Source organism: Rheinheimera sediminis, from assembly GCF_004005375.1.
Lineage (GTDB): Bacteria > Pseudomonadota > Gammaproteobacteria > Enterobacterales > Alteromonadaceae > Pararheinheimera.
On sequence record NZ_RZUF01000017.1, the window covers coordinates 24,089 to 41,867 of the forward strand.

17 protein-coding genes are annotated in these 17,779 nt (G+C 46.8%); 10 read left to right on the forward strand and 7 right to left on the reverse strand.

The features are described from left to right. The gene (locus tag EMM73_RS12645) at positions 1 to 228 is read left to right on the forward strand and encodes a lipoprotein (RefSeq protein WP_127686804.1); all 228 of its coding nucleotides are present in this window, start codon (positions 1 to 3) and stop codon (positions 226 to 228) included. A 222-nt stretch (positions 229 to 450) separates the two neighbouring features. On the opposite strand, the gene EMM73_RS12650 is transcribed toward EMM73_RS12645, so the two are convergent. From EMM73_RS12650 to EMM73_RS12660, 3 genes are read right to left on the reverse strand one after another with little or no spacing between them, the layout of a single operon-like run. Beyond that, the gene (locus EMM73_RS12650) at positions 451 to 1,407 is read right to left on the reverse strand and encodes a metallophosphoesterase family protein (RefSeq protein ID WP_127686805.1); all 957 of its coding nucleotides are present in this window, start codon (positions 1,405 to 1,407) and stop codon (positions 451 to 453) included. Between the two features lie 25 nt (positions 1,408 to 1,432). After that, positions 1,433 to 2,449 (reverse strand): helix-turn-helix domain-containing protein, encoded by a 1,017-nt coding sequence (locus tag EMM73_RS12655; RefSeq protein ID WP_127686807.1) that lies wholly within the window; start codon positions 2,447 to 2,449, stop codon positions 1,433 to 1,435. Then, positions 2,449 to 3,348, reverse strand: a complete 900-nt coding sequence (locus tag EMM73_RS12660) for a GGDEF domain-containing protein (protein WP_127686808.1) — start codon at positions 3,346 to 3,348, stop codon at positions 2,449 to 2,451. The genes EMM73_RS12655 and EMM73_RS12660 overlap by 1 nt, the downstream gene beginning before the upstream one ends. Before the next feature lie 198 nt (positions 3,349 to 3,546). On the opposite strand from EMM73_RS12660, the gene EMM73_RS12665 reads away from it, so the two are divergent. The 3 genes from EMM73_RS12665 to EMM73_RS12675 all read left to right on the forward strand — a co-directional run bounded on the left by EMM73_RS12665 (position 3,547) and on the right by EMM73_RS12675 (position 8,907). Continuing rightward, entirely contained in the window at positions 3,547 to 6,300 is a 2,754-nt protein-coding gene (locus EMM73_RS12665) for a TonB-dependent receptor (RefSeq protein ID WP_127686810.1), read from the forward strand. Positions 6,301 to 6,314: 14 nt separating this feature from the next. Next, positions 6,315 to 8,264, forward strand: coding sequence for a phytase (locus EMM73_RS12670; RefSeq protein WP_127686812.1), 1,950 nt, complete (start codon positions 6,315 to 6,317; stop codon positions 8,262 to 8,264). A gap of 259 nt (positions 8,265 to 8,523) precedes the next feature. Next, a complete protein-coding gene (locus tag EMM73_RS12675; RefSeq protein WP_127686814.1) occupies positions 8,524 to 8,907 on the forward strand; it encodes a response regulator in 384 nt (127 codons plus the stop codon). Here the strand turns inward: EMM73_RS12675 and EMM73_RS12680 are convergent. Continuing rightward, positions 8,904 to 9,260 (reverse strand): HopJ type III effector protein, encoded by a 357-nt coding sequence (locus tag EMM73_RS12680; RefSeq protein WP_127686816.1) that lies wholly within the window; start codon positions 9,258 to 9,260, stop codon positions 8,904 to 8,906. The genes EMM73_RS12675 and EMM73_RS12680 overlap by 4 nt on opposite strands. Before the next feature lie 74 nt (positions 9,261 to 9,334). On the opposite strand from EMM73_RS12680, the gene EMM73_RS12685 reads away from it, so the two are divergent. The 3 genes from EMM73_RS12685 to EMM73_RS12695 all read left to right on the forward strand — a co-directional run bounded on the left by EMM73_RS12685 (position 9,335) and on the right by EMM73_RS12695 (position 11,405). Then, positions 9,335 to 10,360, forward strand: a complete 1,026-nt coding sequence (locus tag EMM73_RS12685) for a hypothetical protein (protein ID WP_127686818.1) — start codon at positions 9,335 to 9,337, stop codon at positions 10,358 to 10,360. 93 nt (positions 10,361 to 10,453) lie between these two features. After that, positions 10,454 to 10,897, forward strand: a complete 444-nt coding sequence (locus tag EMM73_RS12690; RefSeq protein WP_127686819.1) for a hypothetical protein — start codon at positions 10,454 to 10,456, stop codon at positions 10,895 to 10,897. Between the two features lie 160 nt (positions 10,898 to 11,057). Beyond that, entirely contained in the window at positions 11,058 to 11,405 is a 348-nt protein-coding gene (locus tag EMM73_RS12695; protein WP_127686821.1) for a hypothetical protein, read from the forward strand. 782 nt (positions 11,406 to 12,187) lie between these two features. Here the strand turns inward: EMM73_RS12695 and EMM73_RS12700 are convergent. The 3 genes from EMM73_RS12700 to EMM73_RS12710 form a co-directional block, all read right to left on the reverse strand. Beyond that, complete coding sequence (locus EMM73_RS12700) at positions 12,188 to 12,649, reverse strand: VOC family protein (RefSeq protein WP_127686823.1); 462 nt, start codon at positions 12,647 to 12,649, stop codon at positions 12,188 to 12,190. Between the two features lie 78 nt (positions 12,650 to 12,727). Beyond that, a complete protein-coding gene (locus EMM73_RS12705; protein ID WP_127686825.1) occupies positions 12,728 to 13,225 on the reverse strand; it encodes an STAS domain-containing protein in 498 nt (165 codons plus the stop codon). Between the two features lie 10 nt (positions 13,226 to 13,235). Then, positions 13,236 to 14,567, reverse strand: a complete 1,332-nt coding sequence (locus tag EMM73_RS12710) for a PP2C family protein-serine/threonine phosphatase (protein ID WP_127686827.1) — start codon at positions 14,565 to 14,567, stop codon at positions 13,236 to 13,238. A 203-nt stretch (positions 14,568 to 14,770) separates the two neighbouring features. Between EMM73_RS12710 and EMM73_RS12715 the strand changes: the two genes are divergently transcribed. From EMM73_RS12715 to EMM73_RS12725, 3 genes are all read left to right on the forward strand, one after another. Then, complete coding sequence (locus EMM73_RS12715; protein WP_127686829.1) at positions 14,771 to 16,174, forward strand: AlkA N-terminal domain-containing protein; 1,404 nt, start codon at positions 14,771 to 14,773, stop codon at positions 16,172 to 16,174. Next, positions 16,171 to 16,650, forward strand: a complete 480-nt coding sequence (locus tag EMM73_RS12720) for a methylated-DNA--[protein]-cysteine S-methyltransferase (protein WP_127686831.1) — start codon at positions 16,171 to 16,173, stop codon at positions 16,648 to 16,650. The genes EMM73_RS12715 and EMM73_RS12720 overlap by 4 nt, the downstream gene beginning before the upstream one ends. Positions 16,651 to 16,814: 164 nt before the next feature. Next, positions 16,815 to 17,699: a pirin family protein gene (locus EMM73_RS12725; RefSeq protein ID WP_127686833.1), complete on the forward strand. Its 885-nt coding sequence runs from the start codon at positions 16,815 to 16,817 to the stop codon at positions 17,697 to 17,699. Positions 17,700 to 17,779: the final 80 nt, after the last annotated feature.

Below are 17,779 nucleotides of genomic sequence, written 5' to 3' on the forward strand. Positions count from 1 at the left end.
ATGAAAAAAGCATTGTTTCTGACCAGCAGTATCGCAGTTTTACTAACATTAACAGGTTGTGTGGTGCGTGGCCCCACGGTCTGGGTTGAACCAGCAGGCTATTATGGCACTGCTCTGGTAGTAGAGCCAAGACCCACAGTAGTTGTAGTTGAAGAGCGGCATTATGATCAAGATCGGCACTATCATAAAAAGCAAAACAAGCAAAAACGCCATTATCATCGACAGTAGTTAACTGCAGTTACCACCACAAATGACAGGCATTATTGCGCAAAAAGCTAAAACGAACTAAGCTTTAAACGCTGATTTAGACCAAGGGTAAATTTAGTTTTTTATGTTTTTGATCTGCAGGAAGTGTGCAAAGGCCGGAGCTAAGTGATTTCACAAAGCTCTGGCCTTTTTATTTATATCTCAGACTGCCCTGACAAGGTCAGGTTTTAGCAGTTAACAGCATTAGGACGCGCGCTTTATGCTGAAACTGTAACTATGTTGGGGCAGCGGTGTCGCAACGCCCGTCTGGTAAGTGTCGACCTGTATGATGCCTTTGTCATTCAGGCTGAATACTCTGAACATAGGGGTATGTTTGGTCTCATCAGGAATTTTGGTGCGCTCCAGTGCTGGAATATGTAAATATTGCACCTGACCTAGCTGCTTTGAATGCTCTGTTCTGTCCATATCCATATGCAAATCACCTGAGATGACAGCGACCAGATTGGGCTGAGCTATCACTTCTGCAAAACCAGCATGATGAATACCTTTTTCTGCATTTTCAGGATAAACACCTGCCTGAGCACCATGTACAACTAACAGCACTGATTTATTACTTAAGCGCTTTAATTCGCCAAGGATCCAGCTGATGCCTTGATCATTAAAATCACGGCCATGATCTGGTGACGCAAAAACCAGAGCGACCTCATCATACTCCAGCACATAACTGGGTGAGTCAATGGTCACTTTGCCCTGATTCCACAGATTGGCATACTGCATAAAACGCTCTACTGTGCTGCCGTGCTCTTCATTACCCATAATAGGATAAAACGGCAGTTTCAGTTGTTGTAGTACTGGTGTTGCGTTTTCATACTGGATTTGAGTGCCCTTGTGCGCTATGTCACCCACCCCAACCACAAAACTCAGCTTCAGAGCTTCTGTCAGCTGATTTACATCGGCGACTGCTGCAGCCAAATTTGGAAACTGAGGCTCAGGTTTAGGTTCGGCATCACCCAATACAGCAAAAGCCAGCACTACAGAGCCAGCTTCTGCTGGTGTTGTAGCCACTGCAGGTGCCATAGCAGATTCGACTTGCGCCTGTGGGCTTGATTGTTTCGTCTCTGTTGGTAAGTCTGCCGGAGAGCATGCGCTGAGCAACACGCTGAGTAGCAAAGGTACAAAAAGGCTGAAACTGGTTTTCATAGATAATCCTGTCAAAAGTTGCCGGTTAATTAAAATGGAACATACCTTTAAAACTGCTGGGGATTAATCCTGTCCAGCGTTTAAAGGCACGACGAAAGTTGTGTTCATCTGAGTAGCCCAGCTTCAGGGCAAGTTGGCGGTTTGAATATTGGCCTTGTTGCAATAAATTGCGGGCAGCGTCACGACGCACTTCATCTATTAAACGGGCAAAATTAGTGTCATGCCGGCTGAGTACACGTTTAAGAGTGCTGTGGCTTAGACCTAAAGCAGCAGCCACCTGCTCCTGACTTAGTAACAGTGGCAGAGCGCGCTGCTGTAATCGGCAAATGCTTTCCAGCACACCTCGTTGCTTAATCAACACATGATTTAACTGACGGCAAGTTCGTCGGGCTGCTTTAAATTGCACAGGCTCTGCATCAGCAAACTTCTTCTGCAGCAGGTCAAGCGGAATAGATAAACTATCGCATGGCTGAAGGATAGCCAAATCACAGCCCCACAACTGATGCTGGCTACAACTATGCTGAACCTGAAGACGAACTCCAGCCAAAGAACCCAATTGCTGCTTGATCAGGTTAAGCAGCAAGGAGCATAAAATAGTCAGCATAAAGGCATGTTGCGGCCCTAAATCAACAGCAGCTTTGAACTCAATAATGAGGTGCTCATTTTGCTGGCTCAGCCTGACATAAAAACCTGGAAACAACTGATGACGGAAGTAATACAAATGACAGAGCGCTTGTTTCAGGTTTTTTGCGAACTGCAAACTTTGACAAACTGCGATATAACGGCTGTTCAGCATAGCGCTGCCCAGTAAAAAAGGCAGCTCTGGGCTTTTTAGTTGATGCTGGCAATTCTGCAGCAGTTTCAGCCAATCTGCGTGGTGTAGCCGTCCATGCGGCCTTTGTAAGTCCTGCTCAAAAATACTAGTGCCACTTAACAGCTTATGCAGTTCAACTCCACGACGTTGGGCCAAAGCCAGCAACTCTGTGCTGCCATGTTGCAGCAACAGAATTTTGTCGTGAGAATCAAAATGGCGTGTTGGCATCAGACAGGCTGCAATCTGAAGTCAGTGCTCTGTTTAGCAGCGGCCAGCATCGAAAGCACGGCTTGAAGCGCAGCAGAGGAAGAGTGCTGGTTTACTTGCACAGCGGCCATAGTCAGCTCCGGCCTTCCTTCTGCATCCTTGAGTTGTTGCACCTGCTGTTGCAGATGCTGAGCAATGATCTGAGCTGCAGCTTCAGTTGTACCGGGTAAAATTGCGACAAAACAATCTCCGCTGTAACGACAAACCACATCACTGTGGCGCAACTGACTTAGCAGCAACTCACTCAACTGGCTCAGGTAATGATCGCCTGCAGCTATGCCGTAACGTCGGTTAAAATCAGCAAAGTTTTGAATATCCAGTACTAACAAGCTTAATGGCTGACGTTGGCTCTGATGCAATTCAATCTCCCTTTGCAACACCGCCATTAAATACTCAGCGCCATACAGCTGTGTTAACGGGTCAATCAATTCGTGGTTGCGTAAAAATAGCTCTCGTCCACGCAGTTGTCTGTTAATAGCCCGCTGCTCTCTGTGCCAGCCTATCAAGCCATAAGTAAGTACCAGCATGCCAATAGGAGCAGGCAGTGATTCCAGCCAGCCCATTAACCGAACCGCATCCGGGTATTGAATAAACTCGTCCAATAAATCCAGAAAGTACGAATACACCAGCAATAAGCTGCCGTAATACAACCATTCTGTCACCCTTCCTGCCGGACGACTGCTGATAATCAGTCCCAGCCAGCCACAAGCAACTAGTAAGGTCGTACCTTCGCCCAGCACGTCTACCCAGTCAAATTCATAGCTTTGTTTGGCATTACCACAATAAAGTGCCAGCAGAAAAGCGCTGAGCAAAAGCAGCAGGCTGCACAGTAATTTATAGCGATGTTGGCGCCACATCATATTCAAGTCCAGGCAAATAAACAGCATTTTGCGGTTGACTCATGACAATTACATGACAAAGCACAGCCAAGACTACAGCAGTCTGAGCGCTAAAGACCCGGGTCAGCAGCGCTCACGCAAACAGGTTCAGAAGCGGTGTTTTGTCACAGAGCAACGGCACACTGGCTCACAGTTTTAATAAGCACACTGAGAGCACACATGAAACTTAACTATCGCCCAAACCTGTTGGCCTGCGCCGTAACACTGGCTTGTAGCACATTATCTCTGGCCCTGCTGGCCGATGCCGATGTACAAGGCCGGATCACGGATAACCGTAATAGTCTGCTGACTGGCGCTGAAGTCAGTATCCCGGAATTAAAACTTCGCCGCACTACAGGTGCAGACGGCAGCTTTCATTTCAACCAATTGCCTTCCGGTACCTATACTCTGCTGATCAATTACCTGGGCGCAGCTCCAGAAAAAAGGGTACTGCTGGTTGCGGACACTCCTCAGCGTCTGGGTGATATCAAACTGCTTTCAGCCAGCGATTCTGTTGAGCATATCGAAGTGGTCGGTCAGTCTGGTGCTATCAGCAAAGCATTAAACCGCCAACGTAATGCCAATGGCATTGTGACAGTGGCAAGTACAGATGAAATGGGTCAGTTCCCGGATAGTAACGTCAGTGAAGCCCTGCAACGTCTGGCAGGTTTATCTGTAGAACGGGATCAGGGCGAAGGTCGTTTTGTGCGGGTACGGGGTTTGGCGCCAGACTACAATGCGGTGACTTACAACGGCACTCAACTGGCAGCGCCTGAAGCAGGTCGCCGAGCTGTCGCTTTGGACGTTATTCCTTCTGACTTACTTGAGTCGGTGGAAGTGAATAAAACCCTGACTCCGGATATGCCTGCAGGCTCTTTGGGCGGTACAGTGGAAATCAAAAGTTTATCTGCTTTTGACCGCAGCGACGACTTTTATTCAGCCACTGTAGAAGCAGGTCACAACGAGTTACAGAGCAAAACCAGCCCTAAAGTGTCTGGTGTGATCAGCAAGATTATGGATTTAGGTGGCGAGACTGATGTCTTGGGTGTGGCTTTGGCTGCCAGTTTTGCTGAACGTAAGTTTGGCTCTGAAAACGTTGAAACAGGTGGTAACTGGGATTTTGATGAAGGCCTGGAAGAATTTGAATTACGGGACTATAGCATCAGCCGGGAGCGTCTGGGTGTGGCACTGAATCTGGACTACAGACCAGGCAACAACAACGACTACTACCTGCGCACTCTGTATAGCCGTTTTAGCGATACAGAAGAACGTCAGGGTATGGTTGTTGAACTGGCTGACCCACTTTTAGCCGGTGATACAGGTGAAGCTGCGCTGATCCGTTCGTTAAAACAACGGGAAGAAACCCAGAGTATCAGTGCTTTTGTATTGGGTACTAAACAAACTTCAGGCCACTGGGAATGGCAACTGGAAGCCGGTGCCAGCAAAGCTGATGAAGATACGCCATTTAATGTTAGCGCTGCCGACTTTGAGCAGGAATTTGACCAGGGTGTAGGCTACAGCGGCAGCAATATTTTACGACTAACAGCGCCAGCAGAAGCTTATTTGGCCGATGGCTATGAGTTAAAAGAAGTGGAAATGGGCGACACCTATGCCAAAGAGACCGAGCGTAATGTCAAATTTGACCTGAGTCGCGAATTTACTCAAAGCCAGGGCAGCATGATCGTCAAAAGCGGCGCTAAATTCAGCCAGCGTGAAAAAACTGCAGATGAAGACATCTGGTTGTTTGAAGATTTTGAAGACTCAGGCGTTAGTGCACTGAGCATGGCCGATTACTCAAACGGACAGGTAGATTATGGTCTGGGCACTATGGGTCAAGCCATCAATAGCAACGACATCTATCAGTTAGTGAACAGCCTGAACCGCGATGATTTTGTGGATGAAGTTGAATCACAAATTAATGACTATCAGGTGGACGAAGATATCAGCGCGGCCTATTTGATGGCACAGTGGGAACGCGACAACTGGCAGCTGATCACAGGTGTACGCTATGAACATGAAAAACGCGATGCTCTCGGTAGCCGTTATGACGCCATCAACGAAAGCTTCAGTACCAACCAGGTAAAAAACTCAGAAGGTTACTGGTTGCCGGCCGTAGTGGCGCGTTATAACCTGTCCGAGCAAAGTATAGTGCGCGCTGCGTTCAGCACAGGTTTGGTAAGACCGAACTTTGAGCAACTGTCACCCGCCTTTTTACTGGAAGAGGACGACGACGAGCTGGAAGCAGCTTTTGGAAACCCTGAATTAGAAGCCCTGACCTCCAACAATTTTGACCTGGGTATTGAGCACTACGCCGATCAACTGGGTGTATTGTCTGCCATGTTGTTTTACAAACAAATTGATAATTTCATCTACGAAGCCGACCTAGCTGGCCGGGGTGAATATGCTGATTTTGCTGTGGCAGAAACCTATGTCAACGGCGGTAAAGCAGATTTATATGGTATCGAACTGAATGCTGTGCATAAAGTTTCAGGTTTTGGCAACTGGCTGGACAACCTGCTGCTGTCAACCAACCTGACGCTGACGGACTCAGCCGCCGACATCGAATGGTTTGATGATGGTACTTTATTCAGTCGTGAAGTGGCCTTACCCAGCCAGTCCGATAAAACAGCCAACCTCAGCCTGGGTTATGAAACCAACGTTGTGAGCCTGCGCCTGGCAGCAAACTACAAATCTGATTATCTGGCTGAAGTGGGTGATGTCACTGACAGTGCCTACGATGTGCACGCTGACGACCATATGCAGATTGATTTCACCAGCAAATGGACAGTACAGCCAGGTATGCAATTGTACTTTAATGTCGTCAACGTCAATGATGAACCTTATTACGCTTACACAGGGCGCAAGCCTTATAACTTCCAGTATGAGCAATATGGCCGCACCTTTGTGCTGGGTCTGCAAATCACCAACTGGTAAGTAGGGAAAACAACATGATATCGACTACGCATTTTTTTAAACTCAGCCTCATCACTCTGGCGCTGAGCACTGTCCTGAGTGCCTGTCAGCCGGATATAGCCCAGCAGCAAGTAGCAACTTCTGCTTCTGCGTCTACAGCGCTGAACATCAAAGCCAGCCATTACCATCAGGTAGCGGTTGCAGGTGCTGAATATCAGCTCTTCACCAATGCTCAGGGTTTACAAATCAATCAGGGCGAGGCTCAACACAGCAGCTACGGTGGCAGCTTTAACCGTCTGACCCTACAGCCACTTTCAGCAGACAGCCTGCTGGTCGCTGCAATGGACAGCAACGACAATAGCTTGTACTTATGGCGTTTTTCACCTAAAGAACAAAAGCCATTAGTGCTGATAAGACAGCAACTGATCAGCAGCAGAGTGGTGGAAGACCTGTGTTTTTATCAGAGCCACGAAAATCAGCAATTGAGCTTATTTTTACTCGGGGGCCGCGGTGGTGCTGACCAATTATTGCTGCAACAGCAGCAAGAGTGGCTGGCAGAGCCAGTGGTGATACGTGAGCTGAATGTACCTTATGACAGCAAAGCTTGTGCTGTAGATCAGCACACTGCCGCACTTTATATCTCTGAAGCTGACAGAGCTGTCTGGTCTTACCAGGCAGAGCCTGAAGCAGATGAAGGCCGCAATTTAGTTCAGGTTAATCAGCCATTTGGTCAGCTGCAAGGCGAAATTATGGCATTGCAAGTGCTGCCAGACAGCAGCCTGCTGGCGCTGGAAGAAGAACCGGCCAGACTGCTGCATATCAGCAGCAAAGGTGAAGTGATAAGCCAAAACATGGTTCCGGCCTTTAGTGCCGCCAGTGGCTTATCGGTCAGAGTGCAAGGCAGCAGCACAACAGCCTATATCAGCAATGAGGATGCGGCTGAGGTGCAAGGTCTGACACTGCAGGAAACCATGACTAGTGTGCTAGCCACAAAACCGGCTATGGTGCAGGTACAACCCACTTTGCAAACCGAAGCGGCCAGCCAAAGGGGAGATGTGATGGATGACCCTGCCGTATGGCATCATCCTTCCCAACCAGAGCTGAGCCTGATCCTCGGCACCGACAAACGCGCAGGCCTTGATGTGTACAGCATGCAAGGCAAGCGAGTGCAACAACTGGCCGTTGGACGTTTAAATAATGTGGATGTACGTTACAACTTGAGCTGGCAAGGCAAACCACATGACATCGCCGCAGCCAGTTTACGCGATGACAACAGCCTGCAACTTTTTGCTATTGATCCGCAAGGAAAGTTGCACAATGCCGGCAAAGTGCCAACCTCAATGCAAGAAATTTATGGCCTGTGCATGTACCAGGATGCCAAAACTGGCACCCCTTATGTTTTTGTGAATGATAAATCTGGCTTAATTGAGCAGTACCGCATCGACAGCGATGGCGCACAGTGGCAGGGCAGTCTGGTGCGCTCTTTACAGGTGCCAAGCCAGCCTGAAGGCTGTGTTGCCGATGACAAGCGTGGTGTTTTATTTGTTGGCGAAGAAGACGAAGCTGTATGGCGTTTTGCAGCAGGTGCAGAAGCGAACAGCAAAGGTGAGAAAATCATCCTGGTAGATGGCAAACGTCTGGTCGATGACGTCGAAGGCATAGCGCTGGCTGAACACAATGGAGCCAGCTATCTGGTGGTGTCCAGTCAGGGCAATGACAGCTATGTGATTTATGATGCAACCCCACCTTACACTGAACGGCTGAGATTCAGAGTGACCACAAATCCTCACTTGGCCATAGATGGTGCTTCTGAAACTGATGGTCTTGAAGTCACAACCCGCTCTTTAGGCCCGGGTTTTGAGCAAGGTGCTTTAATAGTGCAGGACGGCCGCAACCGGATGCCGGAAGAGGGCCAGAATATGAAACTGGTGCCATGGCAGAGTTTGCTGCAAGAGTTACAGAAGCAGAGCCAAAACAGAGAGTAACAACAGCTGATGTTCTGTTCTGACCTTAGATAAAAAAACAGCAAGGCGACTGGTTTAGCACAAACACACCAGTCGCTTTTTTGTTTACAGCATTCTGGCTTGGCTTTTTCGCTGCATTTTTCATCAGCCATGGTTTCGGCTTTATTTCTGTTACTCTGCTGAACTGGTTTTATTAGGAAAATATCTTTTACGTATTGCGCTTTTAATTTAATCACGACATGCTTAACAACAATGAATGCACCAAGCAAGGATGTTGCGCATGACTATAGACCAATCCTCTATCCTGATCGTCGACGATGTCAGCTCTGTTCGTTACTTCCTGAATCAAAACTTGCGCATTATGGGCGCAGAAAAAGTAGCAGAAGCCAGCACAGGGCAACAAGCTTTAATGGCGGTAAGCACTCAGCATCCTGATATTATTTTTTTGGATATTGAATTACCAGACAGCAATGGCCACGAGTTGTTGACCCGCATCAAAGCCATAGAACCTAACTGCCATGTGGTGATTATGTCGGCACACAGCACGGTAGAAAATTTAAAGCGGAGCGTCGAAGGTGGGGCCAGTGGCTTTATGGCGAAACCTTTTACCCCACAAAAAATTCATGCGACCTTAAATCGAATCTGCAAACTGCCCCACGCCTAAAGAGTTGAAACTGATTTTGGCTTCAACGCTTCGCCACTGAAAGAGATACCGTCCCAACCATGTTGCATAAACTGTCTGATATTGGCGTGGTCGGTTCCGGTAGAACTGGACAACACATCTTTGCGATAAAAGTCACCAAACATCTGCAAGGCTTGAGGTTCTGACAAACGGTGTAACAAAGCAAAAGCTAAAATCTTGCAGGAACCATTATTTTCGCCAGCGGCATTGTGCTTATCGCCATTTTCAAAGGCGGTTTCAGTAAAGTCATAGAGACTCTCAATCAACTCTATACTTTGTTGAAAACTAATGCTGTCTGGATCTGTAGTCAACTGGCGGAAAAAACTTTCTAACATTATTAAGTCCCTGATTAAAGTTTATACAATCCTGGTCGATACAGTCGTTAAGCTAAAGTCAGAGGTGAACTCAAGTGCAAATCCTCAACATCAAGCAACAACAGATCTCCAGCAGTCAGCAGTTATTGTATTCAGGCCGCAGTGCGAGTCCAGATCGAAATGACAGCTCAACTGTAACAAAGGATAACAGAAGTTTAACCCCTACTGCTGTGTTACCTTTGGCTAATGGTATTTCTGCAGAAAATACTGTTGCATCAAAAACTGCCGCCTCACCAACCACAGAGGTGGATGATACCAAATCTGAAAACCGCTTGTTTAATGCAGTGTATTCCATAAGTACCATAAAACGTTTACTGGAACAATTAACAGGCGAAGAGCTAAAAGGCTGGGCAGACCCAGCAGAATTAAATCGTGCATTCAATGGCTCAGCACGCAGCGACACACCAGCCCAAGCCGAAAATCTGAATCAAGGCGCTGTGACTATCCGTGAATGGTCCTATAGTTATGAAGCTGTAAGCGCTGCTTTTTCAGGTTCAGTAGCGCTGGAGGATGGCAGTAGTTTTAGCTGGTCGATGCAATTTGCCATGAGCTACGAAGAATTCAGCTTTAGCGAACGCACTGAGCAACCGATGAAAGACCCGCTGGTGATGAGCTTTAACGGCCGACCTGTCGAGCTGACAGGCCAAACTACAGCTTTTCAGCTGACCGACAATGCCAAACATATTCAGCAACTGGCACAAGGCCAGTATTATCTGGCTAAAGACAGCAATGCCAATGGCGTGGTGGATTCTGGCAGCGAATTGTTTGGCCCCACTACAGGTGAAGGTTTTGCTGAACTGGCTGCTTTTGATCAAGACCAAAACGGCCTGATCGATAAACAGGATCCAATTTGGCAAAATTTATGGTTATGGCGCCCTGAAGAGAAAGGCTTGTATAGCATGAAAGATATGGGGGTGGTCGCTCTAAGCCTTGACTCAATAGCCACTCCTTTTAGCTTAAGGCACAAAAACGAAGTACAAGGCCGGCTGGAGCGCAGCTCCATTTTTATCACCGAGGATAAAAACGTAGGTTTATTGCAACAGATTGATTTGAAAGTGTGAGAGGCAGAAACAAAGCTTGTCTCAGAAATTGACCTTGGTTCTGCACCTATGTAGTGTATTTTCATAGCCTAAGCCTATGGAAAGTTATAAAAAATGGAATTTGAACTGCGGGAACTAAGCCAAAGTGCAGGTATAAAAGCGCTGAAAATCATCCTATTGAATATCGCCCTGTGGACAGCAACCTTTATTGGCTTCCACTACATCTCCGATGTTCTTAGTTCAGGGAATAGCAATGCAGGAAAACTGGTCGCAATGATCGTAATGGGGCCAGCTATAGCTTTGGTGCTTTCAATACAAGTCGGGATCAGACCACAGCGCATTTTTGTTGCCAGTGAGCAAGGTATTCAATTTGGTGATCCGGTATCAGGTATGAAGCGCTATAGCTGGAAAGACATCAGCTGTTTTGAGTTATCCCCTGACTCCAAATTATTAAAGCTAAGTTTAAAAAACACCGATCAAGCAGAGATTATTCCATTGAAGCGTTACGGCATTAATCAACAACAATACAACAGACTGTTACAACTGGCCCGTAATTAATCTGAAGGCCAGTTGCTCCCTAAATGTAAAAATGCCATTAGTATCAGATGGACAACGAAAGAGCGCCCTATCGTTTCACAGACATTTATCTGTTGTGAACATCAGATAAGGCGCTAAAAAGTCAGCTGCTTTCCCCTTCATAGTACATAAGGATATTAAAATGAAAATTAAGGTAAGTTTATTAGTCGCCTCTTTATTAGCCTCTGTGGTCTGTTTTGCCGCTGAGACCTATCAGGTTTCGACTTCTTTTTTTAAGAATGGTGAGTTAGTTGCAGCCCCCATGCTGATCGTAGAGGCGGACAAAACGGCATCCTTTATTCTAGGTGATGACTTTAGCTACAACTTAACTATCACACCAAAGCAGGATCAAACTGTCGGTGTTGCTACTGCTGTTACCTTTGGTAGTGACACTATAAAGCCGTCATTTATCCTCGCCTACGATAAAGAAGCGTCCATGGAAATTGGCGATAAAAAACTGACACTAGTGGTAAGCAAAGTGGGCAGCTAACAAGCTGCGGTATTCGGGGCCTACGGCCTTGCAACCTTCACCAGATCAAGCGGACAGGCTGTGCATGAAGTCCGCTTTTGCTTTTTTTGTCATTTAGCCTGGTAATCCCCCCGCAAATTTGTCTGACATAAATTTAGAGATTTTAGAAAAATTTATTGAAATAAGGGTACATCAGAGCTAGCTTGATATGAGTAGAAATTATAATGAAGGTAAAAAGACGTTTGAATTGAGGACGGATTGCCTTTGAAACAAAGAAATTCTATGCAAGGTTTTACCCCTTGTCTCAGAATGATTTGTTGATTTAATTTCAGTGCGTTTGACGGAAATAAAAGCAAAACAGCTCATAGAGCTCTCATTTAGGCAACGAGACAATAGGTAAAATTCGACTCTGAGTCTTTGAGTTGGTATCAGACTATAAGGGGCACACTGTGAATAAAATGTATAGGTTCTTAATTCTTGCTGTACTCATTATTGCAGCTATTAGCTCATACAGTTATGGCGATTCAACGGGTGTATTTGCATTTATAATTTTAGGTTTTGCTTTCGAAGCTTTTTTTTGGATTAGCCTTTTTCGAAAAAGAGCAAAAGTATCAACTTAATTAACACCTGCAACTAACAAAGTACGACACCTGCTGCCTTTGTTCGCCTAGTCCCGCCAAAAGCGAAACTCTTTTAACAAACAAGCAGTCCTCATGAATTCGTTGCTGTACTGCCGCTTCGCGGCAAGTACAACCTACAAGCCATTCTACCTAAGCCTTGTCGCTGCGGCTGCAAGCACAAAGCTACCCAAACATCTGTGCAGAGCGTTTTGCCATTTCTTCTTCAGATACATCTTCTACGTGAGTAGAAATCATCCACAGATGGCCAAAAGGGTCTTGCAGACAACCACTACGATCGCCCCAGAATTGGTCCGATACCGGCATGGTCAAAGTGGCTCCAGCCGCTGCTGCGCGCTCTACAAAAGCATCCACATCAGGTACGTAGATCATCAAAGTCACAGGGCTGGCACCCAGCATATCCGGGCTTTTTGTGCCCCACTCATCACTCTGCTCACTGAGCATAAATACTGCAGCGCCTATACGCATTTCGGCATGCATTACAGCACCGGACGGCATATTCATCCGCATTATGGTTTCGGCACCAAAAGCTTTCTGATAAAAATCCAGTGCCGCCGCCGCATTTTTGATCACCAGATAAGGCAATACTGCAGAGTAGCCTGGTGGAACCGCCTGAACGTCGGACATAGCCTTCTCCTTATAAGTCGTTTATTTGAAGTGAAAAAAACGCTATGAGTATAGTCAGAGATACACAGGCTGCACTGTTCAACCTAACTGCTGTTTTAATACATCCACCACCGACTGAAACTCACTTCTGTTTTTCTCATTCAATGCGATCAGTGCTTCGTGTGCATGCAGGATCATCAGGCCTTTTTGCTGATCGCTATAAGGCTGTGCTTGAACGCTGCTCATATCGAACTCTTCATCTGTACTCTGCTGCACTATATCAAAAGCCTGATCCAGGCAAAGGCTAAACAGCAGTTCATTAACCTGGGGCTGAGTGGAAAACAAAGTAGGTTTTGGTAAATCTTGCTGCTGACAATAGCGCGCCAGACTGGCCAGCAAACCAATGTAAGTGCTGTCCATAAAACTGGCTTGGTTTAAATCCACCACCAGTTGGTTACACTGCAATTTTGCAGAAAACAGCCGTTCAACCAGATCGTCCATGCCGGTGGCATTGGTATAACGCAGCTCACCACGCAATTTGAAAAAACAGCAATGTTCAACGCAGGCGAACAGAATTTGATCTTGTGGAGTTGTCATAGCTTGCCCTTTACTTGCGTGGGTGGCGGGTTAGCTTCAGTATAGTTAAATCGTCGGGCAAAGGCTGAGTTGGATCTATGGCTAAAGCCTTCAGCAAAGCGGCGATGTCGTTTTGCTCTGCACTAGCCTGCAATAAATGCTGCAGTTTTTGCTCTGTGTTTTGTTGTGGCAATACATCTAATACACCGTCGGACCACAACACTAAGCTGCTGTTTTCCTGCATCAACAAGCGTTGATTCTTATAGCTGGCAAAGTCAAACATACCCACAGGGGTACTTTTTAACTCCAGATAGCTACCATGCTGTTGCTGCACCAGCAGAGGCCAGGGAAAAGCTCCGGCATTGGCATAGGTTATTTCTGCAGTCCGGGTGTCCAGCACCGCATAAAACAGCGCTATGTATTTGCCAATGTTTTCTTTCAGTAACTCTTTGTTTAACTCAGCCAAAATAGCAGCGGGATCAATGAGACGGCTACAGCCCCCCCGCTGATAAGACTCGAGTTTAGCGCCGATAAAACGTTTCAGATACACTGTGACAAAAGCGGATGCCACACCGTGGCCTGACACATCGGCGATATAAAACGCCACCTTGTGCTCATCGACCGCAAAGTAGTCAACAAAATCGCCACTCATATATTCAGATGGATACAAGGCATGGCAAAACTGATATTCAGCACAATGTAAACTTGGTGCTGGTAACAATTTAAATTGCACCGTCTTACCCGCTCTGACTCCCGCTTCCAGTTCGGCGAGAGACTGCTGTAATTGCTGATTAGTCGACTCTAATTGTTGTGTTCTGGCTTGTACTTGCTGTTCGAGATTTTCATTCAGCTGTGCCAATTGCTCTATAGCAATATAGGCTCTTAATGCAGACACCAGGCTGGTGGTCAGACGCTGTACTGTCAGTTCAGTTTTAGAGCGGTAATCATTGATATCATAATCCAGTATTATCCGATGCTCGGGCGCCTGACCTGGTTGGCCTGTACGCAAAATAATACGCACCAATTGGTTATGTAACTGCTCACGAATATAACGCACCAGCATCAGCCCTGCGTCATCAGTTTCCATCACTACGTCCAGTAAGATCAGGGCTATATTATTGTTTTGACGTAAAATATCCTGAGCCTCAGCAGCACTGAAAGCACTAATAAACTGCAGTTTGTGCTGTAAAAAACTAAAATCGCTCAGCGCCATTAAGGTGATTTGATGGATTTCCGGCTCGTCATCAACTATCAGTACTGTCCAGCAGGCTTGCTCTTGCTCTGCAACTTCAACATCAGCAGCGAATAGCAAGATTTCGTTGCCTGAACTACTTTCTTGTAGGGCATTAAAGTGTTGTTCCATCCAGCATTTCCTCAGATTCATGTCTGATAGCACAAGTCAAAGCTGTGCTGAGCTATCCTTTAACTATAGACTCCTGAGTTCAAATTGCGGCTGACACCTCGCATTTGCTGTAAAAACAGTTGCTGTTTCAGTACCGGATCCGGCCAGCTTTTTTATCGCTATCAAGGTACACTCAGTTTAGTTTTTACTGATGAGCCTCCGTGATGCTGGATCCTTTGGTTTGCCAACAAGCTCGTTTATCGCGCGACAGTCGTTTTGATGGTCTGTTTTTTATTGCGGTGAAAAGCACTGGTATTTATTGCCGTACTATTTGCCCGGCAAAGTCTCCGGCTGAACATCAGGTGAGTTATTTTTCCTGCGCAGCAGCGGCCGCGGCGGCTGGTTATCGGCCTTGTTTACGTTGCAGACCCGACAGTGCGCCACAGTCTCCGGCCTGGTTGGGGGTGGAAACCAGTGTCAGGCGAGCCTTAAAGCTGATAGCTGAAGGAGCTTTGGTGCATGGCGATCAGGCCGCTTTAGCCTCGCGCCTTGGTATGAGTGAACGTTATTTACGTAAGCTGTTTCAGCAGCATTTAGGGGTTGCTCCCAAACAATATGCGCTATATCAACAAGTACTGTTAGCCAAACAGCTGTTGCATCAAAGCCAATTGCCGGTGCATCAGATCGCCGCGTTATCCGGGTTTCACAGCATCAGGCGTTTTAACGATGCCTTTAAGCAGCAGTTGCTGTTAAACCCCAGCCAAATCCGCCGTAAAAAAATGACAGGACACTCTTCAGTGATTGAATTACAACTTAGTTATAGGCCACCTTTAAACTGGCAAGCTCAGCTGGATTTTTGGCGTCAGCGTACTCTGGATGGCATGGAATGGGTGAAAGGTGATGCTTATGGCAGAACTTTTAGCTGGCCCACACCTCAAGGCATAGTGCATGGCTGGTTTGAATTAAGTCCCATAAAAGAAGGAGTTATGTTGTTAAAACTGCATTGGCCGAGCCAGCAGGAACTGGCCTCTGTGCTGCAACGTATTCGCCAACTGGCCGATTTAGATGCCAATATGTCACAAATAGAACAGCAGCTTGCACCTGTATTTGGCGACTTTCTGGAACCAGGTTTACGGCTGCCAGGTTTATGGAGTCCTTTTGAAGCGGCTATACGAGCTATTTTAGGTCAGCAAGTCAGTGTGCAAGGCGCTCGTACTCAGCTCAATAGGTTACTGACAGCATTAGCGGAACCATTAGCTGAAGATCCGGAGAAAAAGCTGTTTCCGACTCCTGAAGCCATCACTCAAAACGAATTGCTGATGCTTAAAGTGCCACAAGCACGGCGTGATACCTTAAAACAACTGGCCGCGACAGTGATAGCTGAACCTCAAAGTACGCCGGATGACTGGTTAAAACTCAAAGGCATAGGGCCATGGACTGTGGCATACAGCAAAATGCGTGGCCTTGCCGATCCGGATATCTGGTTAGGTGGTGATTTAGGTGTGCAAAAAGCCTTAAAACGCCATGGTGAACTCACACCAGAGCAACTGGCGCCCTGGCGCAGTTACGCCACCTTTCAACTGTGGTTTAGCTTATCCCGCCCTGCCGTAACTGAGGTGATCAAATGAAACAACTGCAATTTTCTACTCCTTTGGGAGCCTTGGTTGTTACTGCCAATGCCAAGGGCATTGAGTCTGTTTTATTTCGCGATGCGACAGAAATACCGGATCACAGCAATGATATGTTGTTACTGGACTGCAAAGCTCAGTTTGATGCCTATTTTAACGGCACCTTGCAGCAATTTGATTTGCCCTTAGCCGCCATTGGCACTGAATTTCAACAAGCAGTATGGCGACAACTGAGCAAAATCCCTTTTGCACAGCTGCGTAGCTACAGTGATATTGCCCATGCACTGAATAACCCAAAAGCAGTAAGGGCCGTAGGTGCAGCCAATGGCCGTAACCCTCTGACCATTATTGTGCCCTGCCACAGAGTAATAGGAGCCAACGGCACCTTAACTGGCTACGCAGGTGGCTTAGAGCGCAAAGACTGGCTGCTAAAACATGAACAAAACACAGCGCAGACCCTGGCCTTATTTCCATGACCCGTAGGGGCGACCTTTAGGGTCGCCCGCATCAATAAATCCCACCTAGCGACTGAGGAATATTCAATTTTTTCGAACAGTGATAACAAAACTATCCGCTATTGCTTCGATTAAAGAGCTGTTTTAATAGACCTATCAACAACCACTGAATAGGTGAAGCGAACATGACAGCCCGTACTTTAAAACAACTGATCCCAGCCATGCAGGCCTCTGATGGCGCTGGCGTAAAAATTAAACGTAGTCTGGGCCAAAGTCAGGCTGTGCGATTGGACCCGTTTTTAATGCTGGACGCTTTTGGCTCAGACAAAGCCGATGACTATATTGCTGGTTTTCCCGCCCATCCACACCGTGGTTTTGAAACCGTCACATATATGCTTGATGGTCATATGTTGCACGAAGATCATCTTGGCAATCAAGGCCATTTAACCAGTGGTGGTTTGCAATGGATGACTGCAGGCCGCGGTATTATTCACTCTGAAATGCCACAGCAGGAATCTGGCCTGATGCGAGGTTTCCAGCTATGGATTAATCTGCCTGCAGCCGAAAAAATGAAAGAAGCCGCTTACGTGGATATTCCGGCGGCGGATATCCCACTGGAACAATTAACAGCTGATAGTTTTGTCAAAGTGCTGGCCGGTGAGACAGTGCTGAATGGCAAAATGATTCGTGGCCCTATTTTTGGCTTATCGACCGAACCTTTGTATCTGGACGTGCAATTAGATGCAGGACAAAGCCTGACCTTTCCGGTCACAGCTGGTCATAACGCTTATGTTTATCCTTTTGAAGGCGAGGTGTTTGTTGAAGGTTTAAAAGTGGCCAATCATCACGGTGCTGTTCTGACAGATGGCGACAAGGTTAAGGTATCTGCAAAAGATAAAGCGCGTTTTATCCTGTTAGCAGCCAAGCCGATAAAAGAGCCGGTAGTGCAATACGGTCCCTTTGTGATGAACAAGCCAGAGGAAATAGAGCAAGCCATTCGTGATTACCAGGCCGGAACCCTGACCAATAATCAGCAAGCCAAAACCCTAGCTATTCATAAATCAATCTAATGATGTGGGGGCGGTGGTTTATCTCCGCGCGCCTATTGTTCGGGTGTAATTAATAAAGGGCGGATGGTATCATCTACCCT

Bases quoted from the DNA above. Each gene is read 5' to 3' on its own strand.
- EMM73_RS12725 (WP_127686833.1), top strand. From the start codon at position 16,815: ATGACAGCCCGTACTTTAAAACAACTGATCCCAGCCATGCAGGCCTCT.
- EMM73_RS12695 (WP_127686821.1), top strand. From the start codon at position 11,058: ATGAAAATTAAGGTAAGTTTATTAGTCGCCTCTTTATTAGCCTCTGTG.
- EMM73_RS12650 (WP_127686805.1), bottom strand. From the start codon at position 1,407: ATGAAAACCAGTTTCAGCCTTTTTGTACCTTTGCTACTCAGCGTGTTG.
- EMM73_RS12645 (WP_127686804.1), top strand. From the start codon at position 1: ATGAAAAAAGCATTGTTTCTGACCAGCAGTATCGCAGTTTTACTAACA.
- EMM73_RS12700 (WP_127686823.1), bottom strand. From the start codon at position 12,649: ATGTCCGACGTTCAGGCGGTTCCACCAGGCTACTCTGCAGTATTGCCT.
- EMM73_RS12670 (WP_127686812.1), top strand. From the start codon at position 6,315: ATGATATCGACTACGCATTTTTTTAAACTCAGCCTCATCACTCTGGCG.
- EMM73_RS12655 (WP_127686807.1), bottom strand. From the start codon at position 2,449: ATGCCAACACGCCATTTTGATTCTCACGACAAAATTCTGTTGCTGCAA.
- EMM73_RS12675 (WP_127686814.1), top strand. From the start codon at position 8,524: ATGACTATAGACCAATCCTCTATCCTGATCGTCGACGATGTCAGCTCT.
- EMM73_RS12680 (WP_127686816.1), bottom strand. From the start codon at position 9,260: ATGTTAGAAAGTTTTTTCCGCCAGTTGACTACAGATCCAGACAGCATT.
- EMM73_RS12705 (WP_127686825.1), bottom strand. From the start codon at position 13,225: ATGACAACTCCACAAGATCAAATTCTGTTCGCCTGCGTTGAACATTGC.
- EMM73_RS12720 (WP_127686831.1), top strand. From the start codon at position 16,171: ATGAAACAACTGCAATTTTCTACTCCTTTGGGAGCCTTGGTTGTTACT.
- EMM73_RS12690 (WP_127686819.1), top strand. From the start codon at position 10,454: ATGGAATTTGAACTGCGGGAACTAAGCCAAAGTGCAGGTATAAAAGCG.
- EMM73_RS12710 (WP_127686827.1), bottom strand. From the start codon at position 14,567: ATGGAACAACACTTTAATGCCCTACAAGAAAGTAGTTCAGGCAACGAA.
- EMM73_RS12665 (WP_127686810.1), top strand. From the start codon at position 3,547: ATGAAACTTAACTATCGCCCAAACCTGTTGGCCTGCGCCGTAACACTG.
- EMM73_RS12660 (WP_127686808.1), bottom strand. From the start codon at position 3,348: ATGATGTGGCGCCAACATCGCTATAAATTACTGTGCAGCCTGCTGCTT.
- EMM73_RS12715 (WP_127686829.1), top strand. From the start codon at position 14,771: ATGCTGGATCCTTTGGTTTGCCAACAAGCTCGTTTATCGCGCGACAGT.